Below are 15,552 nucleotides of genomic sequence, written 5' to 3'. Positions count from 1 at the left end.
GAAACCGAAGATGACAGATGTAACCACACCTCAAACCAAAAGCTTCCGGATGCCGTCGATGTCTGTCCTCGGGCCGATCATCGCGCTGATCGTTCTGCTGCTGATCGGCACGGCACTGAATTCCAACTTCCTGAGTGCGGCGAATATCACCAACGTCCTCGCCCGCTCGGCCTTTATCGGGATCATCGCGGTGGGCATGACCTTTGTCATCACGGCGGGCGGGCTTGACCTGTCGGTGGGGTCGATGGCGGCCTTTATCGCGGGGTTGATGATCTTGGTGATGAACGCCGCTTTACCGAGCCTCGGTGTCGGCGTGCCGATCATCCTCTTGGGCATGTTCACGGCCATCGTCGCGGGGCTGCTGGCGGGGCTGTTGAACGGCTTTTTGATCACCGCCCTCGGCATCGAAGCCTTCATCGTCACGCTCGGTTCAATGGGCATCTACCGCTCGCTGGTGACTTGGCTGGCGGATGGCGGCACCCTGTCGCTCGATTTCGGTCTGCGCAGCTTTTACCGGCCCGTCTATTTCGATGGCATCCTTGGGATCAGCTGGCCGATCATCGTCTTCGCGCTGGTGGTCATCATTGGTGAGATCATCATGTCGCGCAGCGTCTATGGCCGCCACTGCGCCGCCACCGGGTCGAACGAACATGTGGCGCATTATTCCAACGTGAACGTCAATCGCACCCGTCTGATCTCCTATGCCGCATTGGGCATATTGGTGGGCATTGCGACGATCATGTATGTGCCGCGCCTCGGCTCGGCCTCGGCCTCCACCGGGGTGCTGTGGGAGTTGGAGGCGATTGCCGCCGTGATCATCGGCGGCACCGTGCTCAAGGGTGGTTTCGGTCGGGTCTGGGGCACCGTCATCGGCGTGCTGATCCTCAGCCTGATCGGCAATATCCTGAACCTCACCGATTTCGTGTCGCCCTATCTGAACGGTGCGATCCAAGGGATTATCATCATTCTCGCTGTGATCCTACAGCGCGAAAGGAAGACGGCGCTTTAAGCCGTAGTTGAACGCTTCATGGGAGGAGCAAATATGACATTTACCAAGACATTCATTGCCACCGCGCTGGCCACGGCTGTTGGCACCGCCGCCTTTGCCCAAGACACCAAAGTCATCGGCGTGTCGATCCCGGCGGCGACCCACGGTTGGGCGGGGGGCATGAACTTCCACGCCAAGGAAACCGTCGAACGTCTGGAAGAGGTTTATTCCGATCTCGACTTCGTTCTCGCCACCGCGTCGGACCCCGGCAAACAGGTGAACGACATCGAAGACATGGTCGCCACGCGCAACATCGACGCGCTGGTGGTGCTGCCCTTTGAATCCGACCCGCTGACTCCGCCGGTGCAAGCCGTTGCCGACAGCGGTGCATGGGTTACCGTGGTGGACCGTGGCCTTTCCGTTGAGGGAATCCAAGACCTTTACGTTGCGGGCGACAACAGCGGCTTTGGCAAGGTGTCGGGTGAATTCATGGCCCAGCAAATGCCCGATGGCGGCGACATCGTCGTGCTGCGCGGCATCCCCACCACCATCGACAACGAGCGTGTCGAGGGCTTCAACGCGGCGATCGAAGGCTCCGGCATCAATGTGCTCGACATGGAGCATGGCAACTGGAACCGCGACGACAGCTTTACCGTGATGCAGGATTTCCTGTCGAAATACCCCAATATCGACGCGGTTTGGGCCTCAGACGACGATATGGCGATTGGCGTGCTGGCCGCGATCGAAGCGGCGGGGCGTGACGATGTGAAATTCGTGCTCGGCGGGGCCGGTATGAAAGAGATGATCAAGCGCACCGCCGATGGCGATGAGATGATCCCGGCCAATGTGACCTACCCGCCGTCGATGATCGCCACCGCGATTGAACTGACCGCCGTGGGCCTCACCTCCAACGCGCCGGTCTCGGGCACTTTCGTGATCGGCTCGGTGCTGGTGACGCAAGAGAACGCGATGGATTTCTACTATCCCGACAGCCCGTTCTAATGGCCAAGGCCACCGGCAGCCTGCCGGTGGCTCCCTCTCATTTGTGAAGTAACGAGTACCGCATGACCTATCTCGGCTTGGACCTTGGCACCTCCGGCGTCAAAGCGCTTTTGATCGACGAAGGCCAACGGCCCTCGGCCGAGGGTCATGCCCCATTGGAGGTTCAGCGCCCGCACCCGATGTGGAGCGAGCAAGACCCCCATTCATGGATCACCGCCTGCGAGAGCGCCATCGCCGAGGTCCGCGCCGCGGCCCCGGAGGCATTTGCGGCGCTGCGCGGCATTGCCGTCTCGGGCCAGATGCACGGCGCCACGCTGCTGGATGCCAACGATCAGCCCCTGCGCCCGGCGATCCTGTGGAACGATGGCCGCGCCCATGCCGAATGCGCGGAACTGGAAGAACGCGCCGATTTTCGCGTGCTGGGTGGCAATATCGTCATGGCGGGCTTCACCGCGCCCAAGCTGCGGTGGGTGCAGAAACATGAGCCGGAGATTTTCGCGCAGGTCCGCAAGGTCCTGCTGCCCAAGGACTATGTCGGTCTTTGGCTGACGGGGGAGCATGTCTCGGAAATGTCCGACGCGGCGGGGACGCTCTGGCTCGACGTGGAAAAACGCGATTGGTCGGATGAACTGCTCGCCGCCACGGAGCTTAGCCGCGATCACATGCCGCGATTGGTCGAAGGCAGCGCGCGGGCGGGCGGGCTTCGGGCCGAACTTGCCGCTGAGTGGGGTGTCGGCAACGTCACTGTCGCGGGCGGCGCGGGGGACAATGCCGCCACCGCCGTGGGGCTGGGGCTGGTGCAGCCGGGGCAGGGGTTTCTGTCGCTCGGCACCTCTGGCGTGCTTTTCACCGTGACCGACCGTTTCGCCAGCAACACCGCAAGCGCGGTGCATAGTTTCTGCCACGCGGTGCCGAAAACCTGGCACCAGATGGGGGTGATCCTATCGGCCACCGACGCTTTGGCATGGCTTGGCCAGATCACGGGGCAAAGCCCGGCGACCTTGGCGGGCATGGTTCAGGACCTGCAACAGCCTTCCGCGATCACCTTCCTTCCATACCTCTCAGGCGAGCGGACGCCGCATAACGCCCCCGATGCCGCCGGGGCCTTTCACGGGCTGCGCCGCGCGCATGGGTTGCCGGATATGGTGCAGGCGGTGATGGAGGGCGTGGGCTTCGCCTTTGCCGACTGCTGTCGCGCCCTCGACCACTGTGGTTCCTTGCCCGAACGGGTCTGCGTGGCGGGCGGCGGCAGCCAGTCGGAGACATGGTTGCAGATGATCGCCAACATCACCGGGCTGACCCTCGACGTGCCCGAAAGCGGCGCGCAGGGCGCGGCGCTCGGCGCGGCGCGACTGGCGATGTTGGGCTGTGGCGAGGCGGAGGGCAAAGTGATCCGCCCCCCGAAGATACGCAAAAGCATTGCGCCCAACCCCGCGCTTACGGCAGCCTATGCGGAACGCTATGCCGCATACCGCGCGGCTTGGGAAAAGCGGCTGACGCCGTAAGCATCAAGCGCAAGACAGGCATTAAGGGGCGGCCCATCACGCCGCCCCTTTGCCATTCACATCCCAGCAATTACCTTGTCCAAGGTCGCAGGGTAGTCGCGCACCCGCACGCCGGTGGCGTTGTAGATCGCATTGGTGATCGCCGCAGCCGCGCCGCAGATACCCAATTCGCCGATCCCTTTCGCCTGTAGCGGATTGGCCCAATCGTCCCGTTCCTCCAGCAGATCGACGGTCAGTTGCGGCACATCCGCGTTCACCGGAATGTGGTATTCCGCGAGGTTGTGGTTGGCCACATGGCCGTCGCGCGGGTCAAAGGCCAACTCCTCGGTCAGTGCGATGCCGATGCCAAAGGTCATGCCCCCCAGACATTGCGACCGCGCCGTTTTGGCGTTCAGGATCCGACCGGCGGCAAAGGTGCCATGCATCCGCCGCACCCGCGTCTCGCCCGAGGCGGCATGCACCGCGACCTCGGCGAAATAGGCCCCGAAGGTGGCCTGCCGCACCGCCTCAGAAGTATCGCCGGGCTGGACGTGACCCACTTTGGCAATCTCATCCCCGTTCAGGATATCGCTCAGGCTGCGGGTCTGGTTGTCAAAGGTCGCCATGCCGTCCTTGAGCATGAGGTCACCTTCTTCCACCTCCAGCCGCGCGGCGAGCTGTCTGCGGATCGCCTCGCAGGCCAGATAGACCGAGGTGCCGCTCGACGACGCGCCCCATGACCCGCCGGAACCGGAAGCCGGGGGCAGGGAGGTATCGCCCAAGACCACATCGACAGCATCGCGCGGCAGACCCATCATATCGCCCGCGATTTGGCCCAAGATCGCATAGGTGCCGGTGCCGATATCGGTCATATCCGTTTCGACCCGCAGGCGGCCATCGGGCATCAGCGTCACGCGGGCTTGGCTCTCCATCAACACGTTCACCCGCGCGGCAGAGGCCATGCCATAGCCGATCAGCCATTCCCCCTCGCGCCGCTCCTTGACGCCCGGGCGATCGGCCCAGCCGAATGTCTCGGCCCCGCTGTCGAGCGCCTCTCGGAAACGGCGAGAGGAGAATTCCTTGCCGCTTTCGGGGTCTTTCTCGGGGATGTTGCGGCGGCGCAATTCGACCGGGTCCATCCCGATCTTATCGGCCAGCTCATCCATCGCGCCTTCGAAAACGGTGACGCCCACCGCCTCGCCCGGCGCGCGGACGGAGCCTGCGCAAAGCCGGTGCACCCGCGCCAAATCCATCGACATCTTGCGGTTCGCCCCGGCATAGAGGAAATGCGACGCCTGCAAGACCGGCTCGGCAAAGCTCTCTCCGGGCAGGTTGGACACCCGCGCGTCATGGCCCAGCCCGGTCAGCCGACCTTCGGCATCAGCGGCAAGGCGCACCCGCTGCGTGGTCTCGGACCGGCGCATCGTCGCCTCATAGACCTGCTGGCGATGCAGCGCGACAGAGACCGGGCGGCCCACCTCTTTCGCGGCAATCGCCGCCGCGACGGCCTCGGGCGCGATGCCGAGTTTCGACCCGAAGCCGCCGCCGACATAGGGCGACAGGATGCGCAGCCGGTCGGGGTGGATGCCCAAGGCATCGGACAGTTCATTGCGGTTGTATTTCAGCATCTGATAGCTGCCGCGCAGGGTCAGGTCTTCCCCGTCCCATGAGGCGATTGAGGCATGCGGCTCCATTGGCGTGCTGGAATGTGAGGGGGTGGTATAGGTCACATCGACCGAGAAAGCGGCCTGCGCCATAGCACCCTCCAGATCGCCCTGATCCAGCGTCTTCGCCTCCTGCGGCTCGACCGCCGCCGTGGCGGGATCGACCGGCATGACCTCGCCGTTTTCCAATTCCACCTTCAGCGATTGTGCCGCATGGCGGGCTTGTTCGAACTCTTCCGCGACCACCACCGCGATCAATTGCCCGAGGTAGGCGGCCTCTCCCGGCCCTTGAATCGGCGCTTGGTTCGCGGTGCCTTGGGCCGGATTGCGCAGCAGGCGCGCGTCTTGGATCACGGCCAGCACGCCCGGCATATTCGCCACGGCATCGCGGTTGGCCAAGACCACGCGGCCACTATTGCCCGGCGCGCGGACCATGACGCCATGCACCATGCCTTCGACCTGCCATTCGTTGGCATAGGTCGCCGTGCCGGTCACTTTCAGCGGACCCTCGGGGCGGTCTAGCGGCGCACCGACAAGACCCTGCGCCATATCATCGAGCCTGCGGGCGGTGGCGGGGGCGTCCATCTTGAATTGCTCGGTCATTGCTGGGCCTCCGCAGTAAGTTCGTTCAGCACCGACACCAGCGTGCGGCGGGCGAGGGGGATTTTGAAATCATTCGCGCCATAGCCCTTGGCCTCGGCCAGCAGCAGATCGGCGGCTTTGTTGAAAAGGTCTTCGGAAGGCGCGTTGCCGGTCAGCAGATCCTCCACCTCGGCATTGCGCCAAGGTTTCGGCGCCAGCCCGCCAAAGGCCAGATCGGCACGGGTGATCCGCCCGCCTTTCATCTCGACGATCCCGGCGACCGAGACGAGGGCAAAGGCATAAGAAGCCCGGTCCCGCACCTTGCGATAGGTCTGGTTGCCCGTCACCGGCGCAGGCAGCACCACGGCGGTGATCAATTCGCCCGGCTCAAGAACGGTCTCTTGGTCTGGCCGCTCTCCGGGCAGCAGGTAAAGTTCATCCAGCGTCAGCCGGCGCGTGCTGCCGTCTTCTTTCAGCGTCTCCACCTCGGCCCCGAGCGCCCGCATGGCCACGGCCATGTCGCTGGGATGGGTGGCGATGCAATGCTCCGAGGTGCCCAAGACGGCAAGGATGCGGTTGAACCCCTCCTTCGCCGAACAGCCCGTGCCCGGCTCGCGTTTGTTGCAGGGCATGGCGCGGTCGTAAAAATACAGGCACCGCGTGCGTTGCAGCAAATTGCCGCCCGTTGTCGCCTTGTTGCGCAACTGTCCGCTGGCCCCGGCCAGCAACGCACGGCTCAGCACGGGCCAGCCCTTGCGCAGACGGGCGTCATTGGCCAGATCGCTGTTGGTCACCAAGGCCCCGATGCGCAGCCCGCCATCTTCGGTCTTTTCGATCTCGCCAAGGTCGAGCCGGTTGATGTCGATCAGCGCCTCGGGGGTCATGACCTCCAGCTTCATCAGATCGAGAAGGTTGGTGCCCCCGGCGATGAAGGTGCCACCGCTGGCTGCTTGCCGCGCGGCGGCTTCGGTATTTTCGGCGCGGGTATAGTCGAATGGTCTCATGCGCTTTCTCCCGCCGCTTTTCGGATCGCCTCGACGATGTTGGGATAGGCCGAACACCGGCAGAGGTTGCCGCTCATCCGTTCCGAGATCTCTTCCGTCGTCAGCGCAGGCTTGCCGCTCAGGTCATCGGTCACATGGCTAGGCCAGCCCTCTGCGATCTCTTTCAGCATCGCGGTGGCCGAGCAGATTTGCCCCGGCGTGCAATAGCCGCATTGGAACCCGTCTTCGCTGACAAAGGCTTCTTGCAGCGGGCTAAGGTTGCCGGGCGCTCCGATGCCTTCGATGGTGGTCACCTCATCGCCGTCATGCATACAGGCCAATGTCAGACAGGCGTTGATCCGGCGACCGTTCACCATGACCGTGCAGGCGCCGCATTGCCCGTGATCGCAGCCCTTCTTGCTGCCGGTCAGTCCAAGATGGTGGCGCAGCGCATCCAGCAGCGTCGTGCGGGGATCGAGATCCAGCCGCTGCTTCGTGCCATTGATGGTCAGATTCGTTTCCACGGCAATTTCCTTTGGCTAAATGGGGGCGGAGGGGCAGACCCCTCCGGCTATCGGCTTCCTCGGGACGTAGGGCGGCGCGGATGAGCGGCAAGCGGGTGTGGCCGGTGGAGCTGGGGCAGCGTACTTTAGTTACATAACCATGATTACGGGGCTTTAAGCAGCACAGCCGCGTCCATCCGCCGCCCCCTCTGGCCGCTTGGCCCAAAGCCGATTAGAAGCGACGGTGAAACCGGGGGAGCGAACCGTTGCAAAAGATCACATTGCCCGAAAGACCCGACTGGCGCGCCCATGCGCAAGAGGTGGGCTTTACCTTTGCCGATATGCATGGCGAACCCTATTGGGACGAAACCTCGGCCTATGAATTCACCCTCACCCAGATCGAGAATGACATCGAAGACCCCTCGACCGAGCTTCACGCCATGTGCCGCGAGGCCGTGGCCAAGATCATCGCCAGCGAAGAGTTGATGACCCGCCTCGCCATTCCAGATGCCCACCGCGACCTTGTGGCCGACAGCTGGCGCCGGGGCGATCCTGAGATCTATGGCCGTTTCGATCTGGCCTATGACGGCACGCGCCCGGCCAAACTGTTGGAATATAACGCCGACACGCCGACCTCGCTTTACGAAAGCGCGGCCTTTCAGTGGCAGTGGCTTGAGGACCAGTTGAAAGCGGGCGCATTGTCCGAGGGCACGGATCAGTTCAACGGGATCCATGAGGCGCTGGTCGCCCGCTTTGGCGATGTCTTCGCGCCGGACAGCGATCTGCATTTCACCGCCGTGGCCGACAACCCCGAAGACTACGGCACTGTCGAAGCCATGGGCTGGGCCGCACGGGAGGCGGGGCTGGGCGCGCATTACTGCGATCTCGACAAGATCGGGCTGAGCGACGATGGCCACTTCCTTGATGATCAAGACCGCCGCATTGCCGTTCTGTTCAAACTCTACCCTTGGGAAGACCTGCTGCGCGACGACTACGCCGCCCATATCCAAGGGTCGGGCTGTCTGTTTCTGGAGCCTGCGTGGAAAGCGCTTTTGTCCAACAAGGGCCTTCTGCCGGTGCTATGGCAGATGTTCGAAGGCCACCCCAATCTGCTGCCCGCGTTTTTCGAGGCCGATGTGGCCGATGCGCTCGCCGGACGCGGCCCCGCCGCCCCCGCCTGCGCCGACGCCTTTGACCGTGCCGCGGCGGAACTGGCCGAGGCGCATGTGCGCAAGCCGATCCTTTCGCGCGAGGGGGCGTCGGTCACGATCCACCAATCTGGCAAGGTGATCGAACAGTCGCAAAACGCCGACTACGCCGAACATCCGCGCATCGTGCAGGCCTATGCCCCGCTGCCCACCTTCGACGGCTTCCGCCCGGTGATCGGCTCGTGGATCGTGGGCGAGACCTGCGCGGGCATCGGCATCCGCGAAGACCGATCGCGCATCACGCAGGATTTGTCACGCTTCAAACCGCACTACATTCTGGCATAGCCCACCGCTCCGCCGCCCCTTGGCAGAAAGACGACCATCATGACCAAACGCTCGAAACGGGTTTCCATCGCCATCGTCGGCGCCGCCGCCTTCACCCTTGCCGGCTGTGAGGAGGAAAAGGTCGACGCCGCCGCCTTCCCCGACCTGCAAAGCTGTCTTGCCGACGCCGCCCGTGGCGGCATGTACAGCGAACAGGAATGCCAAACCGCCTTTGACGCGGCCCAGACCCTTCATGTGGAATCCGCACCGCGCTACGACAGTCTTGAGGTCTGCGAAGAACAGCATGGCGCAGGCGCCTGCGGCTCGGAAGAGACAGCGACCCAAGGCGGATCGGGCGGCATATTCATGCCCCTGCTGGCGGGCTATCTGATCGGCAATATGATGAGCAACCGCGCCGGCATGGCGGCGGCGCAGCCGCTTTACAAAACCTCCGATGGGCGCTTTACCAATGCCGCGCGCTCCAGCACCTATTCGACAAATCGCGGTGCGGCCAAGCTCAGCACCTCGCAATTTACCCGCCCCAGCACCACCATCGGCAAAACACCGATGACCCGCGCCACCGCCGCATCGCGCGGCGGCTTTGGCCGGGCGGGCGGATCGCGCGGCTTTGGTGGCTGATCGGCGCTGACGCCTTACTTGCGGCGCAGCACCGCCGCCGCAAGGATCAAGATCGCTAGCGACAGCATCGCCACCGCCCAGAAGGGATCGTTGCCATGGGGATGCACATGCGCGCCCTCATGCGCCGCCAACGGTGCGGCAAAGGTGGCGAGGGCGAATGTCAGTTTCTTCATCTCGATCTCCTTGATCTATCACGGTGGACCGGGCGGCCTCAGGCCAGCCCCAGAATCTCACGCGCCTGCTGCGCGGTGGCGACGGGGCGACCGGCCTCTGCGCAGATCTCGGCCGCGCGGGTCACGAGGGCGGCATTGGAGGGGGCGAGGGTCTGTTTGTCCAGCCGGATATTATCCTCCAGCCCCGTGCGCAGATGGCCCCCCGCGGCGGCACACCATGCGTTCAACTCGGCCTGATGCTGCCCGATCCCGGCGGCGCACCACGGGATATCGCCGAAGAGCCGTTTGACGGTTTTGATATAGAAATCAAAAACCTCCCGATCCGCTGGCATGGCGTTTTTTACGCCCATGACGAATTGGATATAGGGCCGGGCCGGGATCTTGCCCGCTTCGGCCATCGCCTTGGCCTGTAGGATGTGGCTGAGATCAAAGACTTCGATCTCGGGCAGCACGCTATAGGTCATCATCTCTTCCGCCAGCCAATCGACAAGCTCGGGCGGGTTCTCATAGACGCGGTTGGGAAAGTTGTTCGACCCCACCGAAAGCGAGGCCATGTCGGGCCGCAGCGGCAGCATCCCGCCCCGGTTCTTGCCCGCGCCCGAACGCCCGCCGGTCGAGAATTGCACGATCATGCCGGGGCAGTGTTCCCGCAGCCCCTCTTGCAGCCGCGCAAAACGGTCGGGGTCCGCCGTGGGGGTGCCATCGGCGGTGCGCACATGGGCATGGCAGATCGTCGCCCCGGCCTCGAACGCGGCATGGGTGCTTTCGATCTGCTCGCTAATGTCGATCGGCACCGCCGGGTTGTCGGCCTTGGTCGGCAGCGATCCGGTGATGGCCACGCAGATGATGGCTGGGTTATCGGTCATGGGTGTCCTCGGCTTTCTGGAAAATCAATCGGCGCTGTCGCGGGCAAGGGCGATGACACGGCGGAGGGCTCCCTCCGTCGGGCCTGAGCTCTCCCCCTCGGGCCAGTCGTAGAACCCCTTGCCGCTGCGCTTGCCAAGATGCCCCCGCTCGACCAATGCGGTGAGACTGGGCGAAGGGTCGTGCCGGTCGCAAAGGTCTGGGTAGAGGTATTCGGCGATGCTCAGATGGGTGCCCAGCCCGTTCAGATCGCGCTGGCGGAACGGGCCGGAAAGCGCCATGCGCACGCCGACGGACCATTGCACGATCTCGTCGATCTCCGCCGGGCTGGCGACCCCTTGGTCCACCAAATGCAGACATTCGCGCATGATGGCATGCTGAATGCGATTGGCCACGAAACCGGGCGGCGCGTGATCCAGCCGCACGGGACGCCGCTCCAACCCGCGCAGCAGGGTCATGACCTCGGCGCAAAGCCCCTCGGGCGCGTCCGGGCTAGCGACGACTTCGACGGCGGGGATCACATCGCCGGGGTTGAAGAAATGCGTGATCACGGCGCGTTCGGGCCGAGCCATATCCGTCGTCATCTCTTCCAACCTCAGGCCAGAGGTGTTGGACAAGATCGGCGCACCCTCCGGCACGGCCCCCTCCAAAGCGGCGAGCACACGGCGTTTCAGCGCGAGGTCTTCCGGCACGCATTCCAATGCAACATCGGCCTGCCCTGCCTCCTCCAACGCGGTGCAGGCGGTCGACCCCGGGACCGTGGCCAAAAATGCCTCACGGGCGGCCTCGGTCGGGTCGACCGCTTGGACCGTCCAGCCGTGCTGGCCAAAGAGCCTGCCGATGGATTGGCCCATCGTGCCCGCCCCCACGATGATGATGCCTTTGGCCATGTGATCCCCCTCCCGGATATCAGTTGTTTACTTATCACCAGAGCGTAGTGATAAGTAAACAGCGAATAGGAAAAAGGATGCCGCCCCGTGACCCAAGACCCCTCTCCGCGCCATGCGCTCGTCACCGGCGGGGCGCGCAACATCGGCCTTGGCATCGCGCGCAGGCTGCGTGAGGACGGCTGGCGTGTCTTCGTGCTGGATATCGAAGAACCGGAAGAGCCCGCGCTTCGGGCGGATGCGCAGCGGGTGGATCTGACGGACATCGGGGCGACCACGGCTGCCCTCCAACGCATCCTCGCGCAGGGGCCGGTCACCTGTCTGGTCAATAACGTCGGCATCGTGAAACCTGCATCTTTCGACGCTGTCGCCCTCGACGATTTCGACCCCATCATGCATCTGAACCTGCGCCCCAGCATTCTGGCCGCGAAACTGGTCGTGCCGGGGATGCGCGCGGCGGGGGCTGGGCGGATCGTGATGAACACCAGCCGCGTGACCAAGGGCAAGATCGACCGCACGCTCTATTCCGCGAGCAAGGGCGCGATCCAGTCAATGGCGCGGACTTGGGCGCTGGAACTGGCGCGCGACGGGATCACCGTGAACTGCGTCGCCCCCGGCCCCATCGCCACCACCGCCTTTTGGGAGAACAACCCGGAAGACGCGCCGGAAACCCGCGCCATTGTCGATGCGGTGCCGATGGGCCGGATGGGAACACCTGAAGACGTGGCGCAGGCGGTGTCCTTCTTTGCCGATCCGCGCAGTGGCTTTATCACTGGGCAGACGGTCTTTGTCTGTGGTGGCACGGCGGTCGGGTAATCAGCCCTCGGGCTCTAGGGCCTCAAGCAGCCGGCGCAGAACCGGATTGCGCGCATTGCGCAGATAGGCCAGCCCGATCCGGCTTTGCACTTTGGCGTCGCGGATCGGCAGGAAGGACACGCCCGCATCCTTCATCCGCGCGGCGGAGGCGGGGACGAAAGCCACCCCGAGACCCGCCGAGACGAAATTCACGATGGCGGTGAACTGCGGCGCGCGATGGGCCACGCGGGGGGCGAAACCGGCATCGGCGCAGAGTTGATAGGCGCAGGCGGCAAAGCCCATGTCGGGGCCAAGGTGGCTGAAGATAAAACTCTCCTCGCGCAGCGCCGCCATGGCAACGGAGGGCACCTCGGCAAGGCGGTGATCGGGCGGCACGGCCAGCAGGATATCCTCGGTATGAACCGCGCGGGTGGCCAAATCCTCTGGCACGCCGGAAAGCGGCAGGCGCACGAAACCCGCGTCGAGCCTGCCCGCCACGATCTCGGCGATTTGCAGGTCCATATCCAACTCCCGCAGGATCAGATCCACCTCTGCCGCGCCCGCGCGCAATTCGCGCAGGAGCCGCCCGAGGATCCCCGCGTAGGAGGCCGAGCCGACATAGGCCAATTCGATCCGCCCGCGCTGACCGTTGCGCGCCGCTTCGGCCAATGCCTCGACCCGCCGGGCCTGTTGCAGCAGCGCGCGGGCCTCGGGCAGCAGCGACTTGCCGAAGTCGGTCAGCATCACCCGGCGGCGGTTGCGGTCAAAGAGAAGCTCACCGCCAAAGGCGGTTTCGAGATGTTTGAGCTGCTGTGTCAGCGCCGGCTGCGCCACGCCGAGCGCGGCCGCCGCTTGACCGAAATGCAGCGTTTCCGCGATGGCGACGAAGACCTCATACTGGCGCAACGTGGCGGTGAGTGGCGTTTCCATGCGGCCCCCTGAACTGACGTCAGAGGGTTTTCACACGCGCGCCGGTGATAAGCAAGTTAGATCACCGGCCCCTACACCTCCGCCGCGCGCGCGCGGCTGCGGCGGGCGTGCAGGGTCTCGGCCTCAGCCAGATCGTCGCTTTCGACCTTTACCGTCTCATGCCCACCGGGGCGCTGCGCACGCTTGCGCCGAAGCGGGCCGCTGTCATCGCTTTCCCGCGGAAGGATCAGCCGGTCGACAAGACTGCGGCGGAGGCCGAGGGTCGAGGTCAGATCGAAGACCCGGGCCGCGACCGCCTCAGCCTCTTGCGGCTGGACCAGCAACTCAAGCCGCGTGACGGGGCGGGATTTCTTGCCCTGCCCGCTGAACATCATGAGATCGACCACGCCCTCCATCTCGCGCAACCGATCCACCGCCGCGCCCAGTTCTTCGCCCGTCATGTCGTCGATATCGCAGGCGAATTGCACAAGACTGTCCTGCGCGATCCCCGCCGTGGCGGTGTCAAAAACGCTGACCCGCAGGATATTCGGCAGGCCTTTCATCACCCGCATCCCCGCGCCCGATCCGGTACAGCGCAGCCGCCCCGGTGGACGGCTGGCGATGGGGCTACCGCCGGTGAGATGGGCAAGGATCGCGGCCCCCGTGGGCGTCACCCGCTCGCCCGGCACGCCGTCGTCATGCCAGTCATAGCCTTGCAAGATCAGCGCCGTGGCGGGCGCGGGCACCGGCAGTTTGCCATGCGCCGTCTCGACCAACCCACCGCCGAGGGGCAGTGCTGCTAGCGAGACGGTCGCTCCCGCCAGCGCGGCGCAGATGCTGCCCGCGGCGGTGACATCCATCAGCGCGTCCCAATCCGCGATCTCGTGAAAATGCACCCGGTCGATGGGGATATCATGCACCTGCGCTTCGGCCTCGGCAATCCGGTGAAGGATCGCGCAGGCGGCCTCCGCCGTGCCCTCGGACAGCGGTGCGTTTTCCAGCAAGTTGCGCATGACGCGATAGGTCGTCTCGGCCCCGTGCCGCCTGCCCGCGTCGGGTGCTGTCAGCACCAGTTCAAACCGCCGCGACGTGATGCCCGAGGCGACATGTTCACTCAGTTCCGCATGGCCCACCTCGGCGGGGAGCACGGCGGCGACATCGGCCAAGGCGCGCTCGGCCAGATCGGGGAAGGCATGGAGCATCGCTGCGATGAACATATCCCCCGCCGCTCCGCCAACGGGGTCGAGGTGTAGGTGAAGCCCCTGCCCCTGCATCAATGCCCCTCCGGCCAAGGGTTGCGCAGCAGGCCGCCGTCGAACTGCATCTCTTGCAGATCGCCAATCACCTCCAGCCCCGGACGGTCGCGCAGTTCCGGCAGCATCGCCTCGGAGGCATAGAGATACTCAAGCTTCAACGTGTTGGGGATGCGCAGCAGCCGGACCTTGGTGATATCCTCGGCCCCGCAGGTCTTGACCGCCGTCTGAATCGCGGTGCGGTCGCAGGGCATGACCATCGGGATTTTCGACTGTTTTAGCACCTGCGAGGTGATGGCATTGGCGTAGACCGCCTCGCGGTCAAAATCCTGCTCCAACCGCTGCGTGATCACATCCGCCCGCGCCGCGCCATTGCCGTTGCCATTGCTGCGCGGCGACAGGCCAAGCGCCACCAGCCGCGAGATATGCAGATGGACCTGCATCTTCTCGCTCGAAAACCGATGGGTGATATTGGGGTCCATCCCGGTGCCTGAGAACTCCTTGCCGATCTCATCCACCACCAGCACATCCAGATCGCCCGAGGCCGAAGGCGCATCCAGCGGCCCCAGCGGCAGACGGGGCATGTTGCGCATCGCCTCTTGCAGATAGGGCGCTTCCGCCTCCAACATCCCGTCGCTGTCAAGCGCCACGACCTGCGCCAGCCCGTCATAGGCATTCTCAATCGTGCCGATCCCGAAAAGCACCTTGCAACGTTCCAGCTTCATGCGCGCCATTTTGGCCACGAAGATGCCGACGTTGTCGATCCCGCGCGAATGGCAGGTTTCGGCCCCCGATTGCTTGCCCAACCCGATTGAGAGCATCTTGGCCAGCCCGCTTTCGTTCGGCGCGCGGAAGGAGGTATGCGGCTTGATCCGGTTGAACAGGATGATCCCATCGGCGGCATTGGCGTGGCGGTCCATCCGCACCGACATGCCGTTGTCGAGCACGCCGATCTCATCGGTTTCCATCGACGAGCGGATTTCGCAACCGAGGCTCTCTTCGGTCACGCCCAGTTTCGCCAGCAGCGCGGTTTGCCCCTCTGCGGTGGCGCCGCCGTGGCTGCCCATGGCGGGCACGACGAAGGGATGCGCCCCGCGCGCGCGGACCTCGGCCACGATGGCTGCCAGCAGTTCCGGCAGGTTCGCCAGCCCGCGGCTGCCTGCGGTGATGGCGATGGACATGCCCGGCTTGATCTTGCCCGCGCAATCGGCCTGCATCGCCTCTGCCACGGCGGCGCGCGGGTCGTCGATTTGGGTCGCGGCAAAGGTCTGACGGCAAAGCGCCATGCGCGGCAGCGGCGTATCCTCGACCAGTTTCACATAGTTCGGTTTCATCTGCGTTGTCCCCTTCGACA

The 15,552-nt window shown here is 64.6% G+C and carries 15 protein-coding genes; 6 read left to right on the top strand and 9 right to left on the bottom strand.

Annotated elements, in window-relative coordinates; genetic code table 11:
• Nucleotides 1-10: 10 nt before the first annotated feature.
• The 3 genes from ACGYLI_RS12460 to xylB all read left to right on the top strand — a co-directional run bounded on the left by ACGYLI_RS12460 (nucleotide 11) and on the right by xylB (nucleotide 3,495).
• A complete protein-coding gene (locus tag ACGYLI_RS12460; RefSeq protein WP_067263827.1) occupies nucleotides 11-1,009 on the top strand; it encodes an ABC transporter permease in 999 nt (332 codons plus the stop codon).
• 33 nt (nucleotides 1,010-1,042) lie between these two features.
• Nucleotides 1,043-1,990 carry an ABC transporter substrate-binding protein gene (locus tag ACGYLI_RS12455; protein WP_209219132.1) on the top strand — a complete coding sequence of 316 codons (948 nt, stop codon included), beginning with the start codon at nucleotides 1,043-1,045 and terminating at the stop codon, nucleotides 1,988-1,990.
• Between the two features lie 62 nt (nucleotides 1,991-2,052).
• Nucleotides 2,053-3,495, top strand: a complete 1,443-nt coding sequence (gene xylB / locus ACGYLI_RS12450; RefSeq protein WP_394419429.1) for a xylulokinase — start codon at nucleotides 2,053-2,055, stop codon at nucleotides 3,493-3,495.
• 56 nt (nucleotides 3,496-3,551) lie between these two features.
• Here xylB and ACGYLI_RS12445 read toward each other — a convergent pair whose 3' ends face one another.
• The 3 genes from ACGYLI_RS12445 to ACGYLI_RS12435 are packed head-to-tail and all read right to left on the bottom strand — an operon-like array spanning nucleotide 3,552 to nucleotide 7,227.
• Entirely contained in the window at nucleotides 3,552-5,741 is a 2,190-nt protein-coding gene (locus ACGYLI_RS12445; protein ID WP_394419428.1) for a molybdopterin cofactor-binding domain-containing protein, read from the bottom strand.
• Nucleotides 5,738-6,724, bottom strand: coding sequence for an FAD binding domain-containing protein (locus tag ACGYLI_RS12440; protein ID WP_394419427.1), 987 nt, complete (start codon nucleotides 6,722-6,724; stop codon nucleotides 5,738-5,740). The genes ACGYLI_RS12445 and ACGYLI_RS12440 overlap by 4 nt, the downstream gene beginning before the upstream one ends.
• Nucleotides 6,721-7,227, bottom strand: coding sequence for a 2Fe-2S iron-sulfur cluster-binding protein (locus ACGYLI_RS12435; protein WP_394419426.1), 507 nt, complete (start codon nucleotides 7,225-7,227; stop codon nucleotides 6,721-6,723). Before ACGYLI_RS12435 ends, ACGYLI_RS12440 begins: the two co-directional genes overlap by 4 nt.
• Before the next feature lie 245 nt (nucleotides 7,228-7,472).
• Between ACGYLI_RS12435 and ACGYLI_RS12430 the strand changes: the two genes are divergently transcribed.
• A complete protein-coding gene (locus ACGYLI_RS12430; protein ID WP_394419425.1) occupies nucleotides 7,473-8,699 on the top strand; it encodes a glutathionylspermidine synthase family protein in 1,227 nt (408 codons plus the stop codon).
• Nucleotides 8,700-8,738: 39 nt separating this feature from the next.
• Nucleotides 8,739-9,317: a DUF1190 domain-containing protein gene (locus ACGYLI_RS12425; RefSeq protein ID WP_394419424.1), complete on the top strand. Its 579-nt coding sequence runs from the start codon at nucleotides 8,739-8,741 to the stop codon at nucleotides 9,315-9,317.
• 14 nt (nucleotides 9,318-9,331) lie between these two features.
• Here the strand turns inward: ACGYLI_RS12425 and ACGYLI_RS12420 are convergent, their stop codons facing one another.
• From ACGYLI_RS12420 to ACGYLI_RS12410, 3 genes are read right to left on the bottom strand one after another with little or no spacing between them, the layout of a single operon-like run.
• Nucleotides 9,332-9,490: a peptidase M23 gene (locus tag ACGYLI_RS12420; RefSeq protein WP_394419423.1), complete on the bottom strand. Its 159-nt coding sequence runs from the start codon at nucleotides 9,488-9,490 to the stop codon at nucleotides 9,332-9,334.
• Between the two features lie 38 nt (nucleotides 9,491-9,528).
• Entirely contained in the window at nucleotides 9,529-10,356 is an 828-nt protein-coding gene (locus ACGYLI_RS12415; protein ID WP_394419422.1) for a 3-keto-5-aminohexanoate cleavage protein, read from the bottom strand.
• A 24-nt stretch (nucleotides 10,357-10,380) separates the two neighbouring features.
• The gene (locus tag ACGYLI_RS12410) at nucleotides 10,381-11,244 is read right to left on the bottom strand and encodes a 3-hydroxyacyl-CoA dehydrogenase NAD-binding domain-containing protein (RefSeq protein WP_394419421.1); all 864 of its coding nucleotides are present in this window, start codon (nucleotides 11,242-11,244) and stop codon (nucleotides 10,381-10,383) included.
• 87 nt (nucleotides 11,245-11,331) lie between these two features.
• On the opposite strand from ACGYLI_RS12410, the gene ACGYLI_RS12405 reads away from it, so the two are divergent.
• Entirely contained in the window at nucleotides 11,332-12,057 is a 726-nt protein-coding gene (locus tag ACGYLI_RS12405; protein ID WP_394419420.1) for an SDR family NAD(P)-dependent oxidoreductase, read from the top strand.
• Here ACGYLI_RS12405 and ACGYLI_RS12400 read toward each other — a convergent pair whose 3' ends face one another.
• From ACGYLI_RS12400 to ACGYLI_RS12390, 3 genes are all read right to left on the bottom strand, one after another.
• Entirely contained in the window at nucleotides 12,058-12,966 is a 909-nt protein-coding gene (locus ACGYLI_RS12400; RefSeq protein WP_394419418.1) for a LysR family transcriptional regulator, read from the bottom strand.
• Between the two features lie 71 nt (nucleotides 12,967-13,037).
• Complete coding sequence (locus ACGYLI_RS12395; protein WP_394419416.1) at nucleotides 13,038-14,219, bottom strand: LarC family nickel insertion protein; 1,182 nt, start codon at nucleotides 14,217-14,219, stop codon at nucleotides 13,038-13,040.
• On the bottom strand, nucleotides 14,219-15,532 hold the full coding sequence (locus ACGYLI_RS12390; protein WP_394419415.1) for a lactate racemase domain-containing protein: 1,314 nt from the start codon (nucleotides 15,530-15,532) through the stop codon (nucleotides 14,219-14,221). Before ACGYLI_RS12390 ends, ACGYLI_RS12395 begins: the two co-directional genes overlap by 1 nt.
• Between the last annotated feature and the right edge of the window lie 20 nt (nucleotides 15,533-15,552).

This window comes from Sulfitobacter sp. 1A13421, assembly GCF_043557285.1.
Taxonomy (GTDB): domain Bacteria; phylum Pseudomonadota; class Alphaproteobacteria; order Rhodobacterales; family Rhodobacteraceae; genus Sulfitobacter; species Sulfitobacter faviae.
This window is presented reverse-complemented; position numbering and strand designations above follow the sequence as displayed.

Excerpts from the sequence above, each read along its gene's own strand:
- ACGYLI_RS12460 (WP_067263827.1), top strand. The coding sequence starts at position 11 with ATGACAGATGTAACCACACCTCAAACCAAAAGCTTCCGGATGCCGTCG.
- xylB (WP_394419429.1), top strand. The coding sequence starts at position 2,053 with ATGACCTATCTCGGCTTGGACCTTGGCACCTCCGGCGTCAAAGCGCTT.
- ACGYLI_RS12455 (WP_209219132.1), top strand. The coding sequence starts at position 1,043 with ATGACATTTACCAAGACATTCATTGCCACCGCGCTGGCCACGGCTGTT.
- ACGYLI_RS12415 (WP_394419422.1), bottom strand. The coding sequence starts at position 10,356 with ATGACCGATAACCCAGCCATCATCTGCGTGGCCATCACCGGATCGCTG.
- ACGYLI_RS12410 (WP_394419421.1), bottom strand. The coding sequence starts at position 11,244 with ATGGCCAAAGGCATCATCATCGTGGGGGCGGGCACGATGGGCCAATCC.
- ACGYLI_RS12400 (WP_394419418.1), bottom strand. The coding sequence starts at position 12,966 with ATGGAAACGCCACTCACCGCCACGTTGCGCCAGTATGAGGTCTTCGTC.
- ACGYLI_RS12395 (WP_394419416.1), bottom strand. The coding sequence starts at position 14,219 with ATGCAGGGGCAGGGGCTTCACCTACACCTCGACCCCGTTGGCGGAGCG.
- ACGYLI_RS12420 (WP_394419423.1), bottom strand. The coding sequence starts at position 9,490 with ATGAAGAAACTGACATTCGCCCTCGCCACCTTTGCCGCACCGTTGGCG.
- ACGYLI_RS12445 (WP_394419428.1), bottom strand. The coding sequence starts at position 5,741 with ATGACCGAGCAATTCAAGATGGACGCCCCCGCCACCGCCCGCAGGCTC.
- ACGYLI_RS12440 (WP_394419427.1), bottom strand. The coding sequence starts at position 6,724 with ATGAGACCATTCGACTATACCCGCGCCGAAAATACCGAAGCCGCCGCG.
- ACGYLI_RS12425 (WP_394419424.1), top strand. The coding sequence starts at position 8,739 with ATGACCAAACGCTCGAAACGGGTTTCCATCGCCATCGTCGGCGCCGCC.
- ACGYLI_RS12390 (WP_394419415.1), bottom strand. The coding sequence starts at position 15,532 with ATGAAACCGAACTATGTGAAACTGGTCGAGGATACGCCGCTGCCGCGC.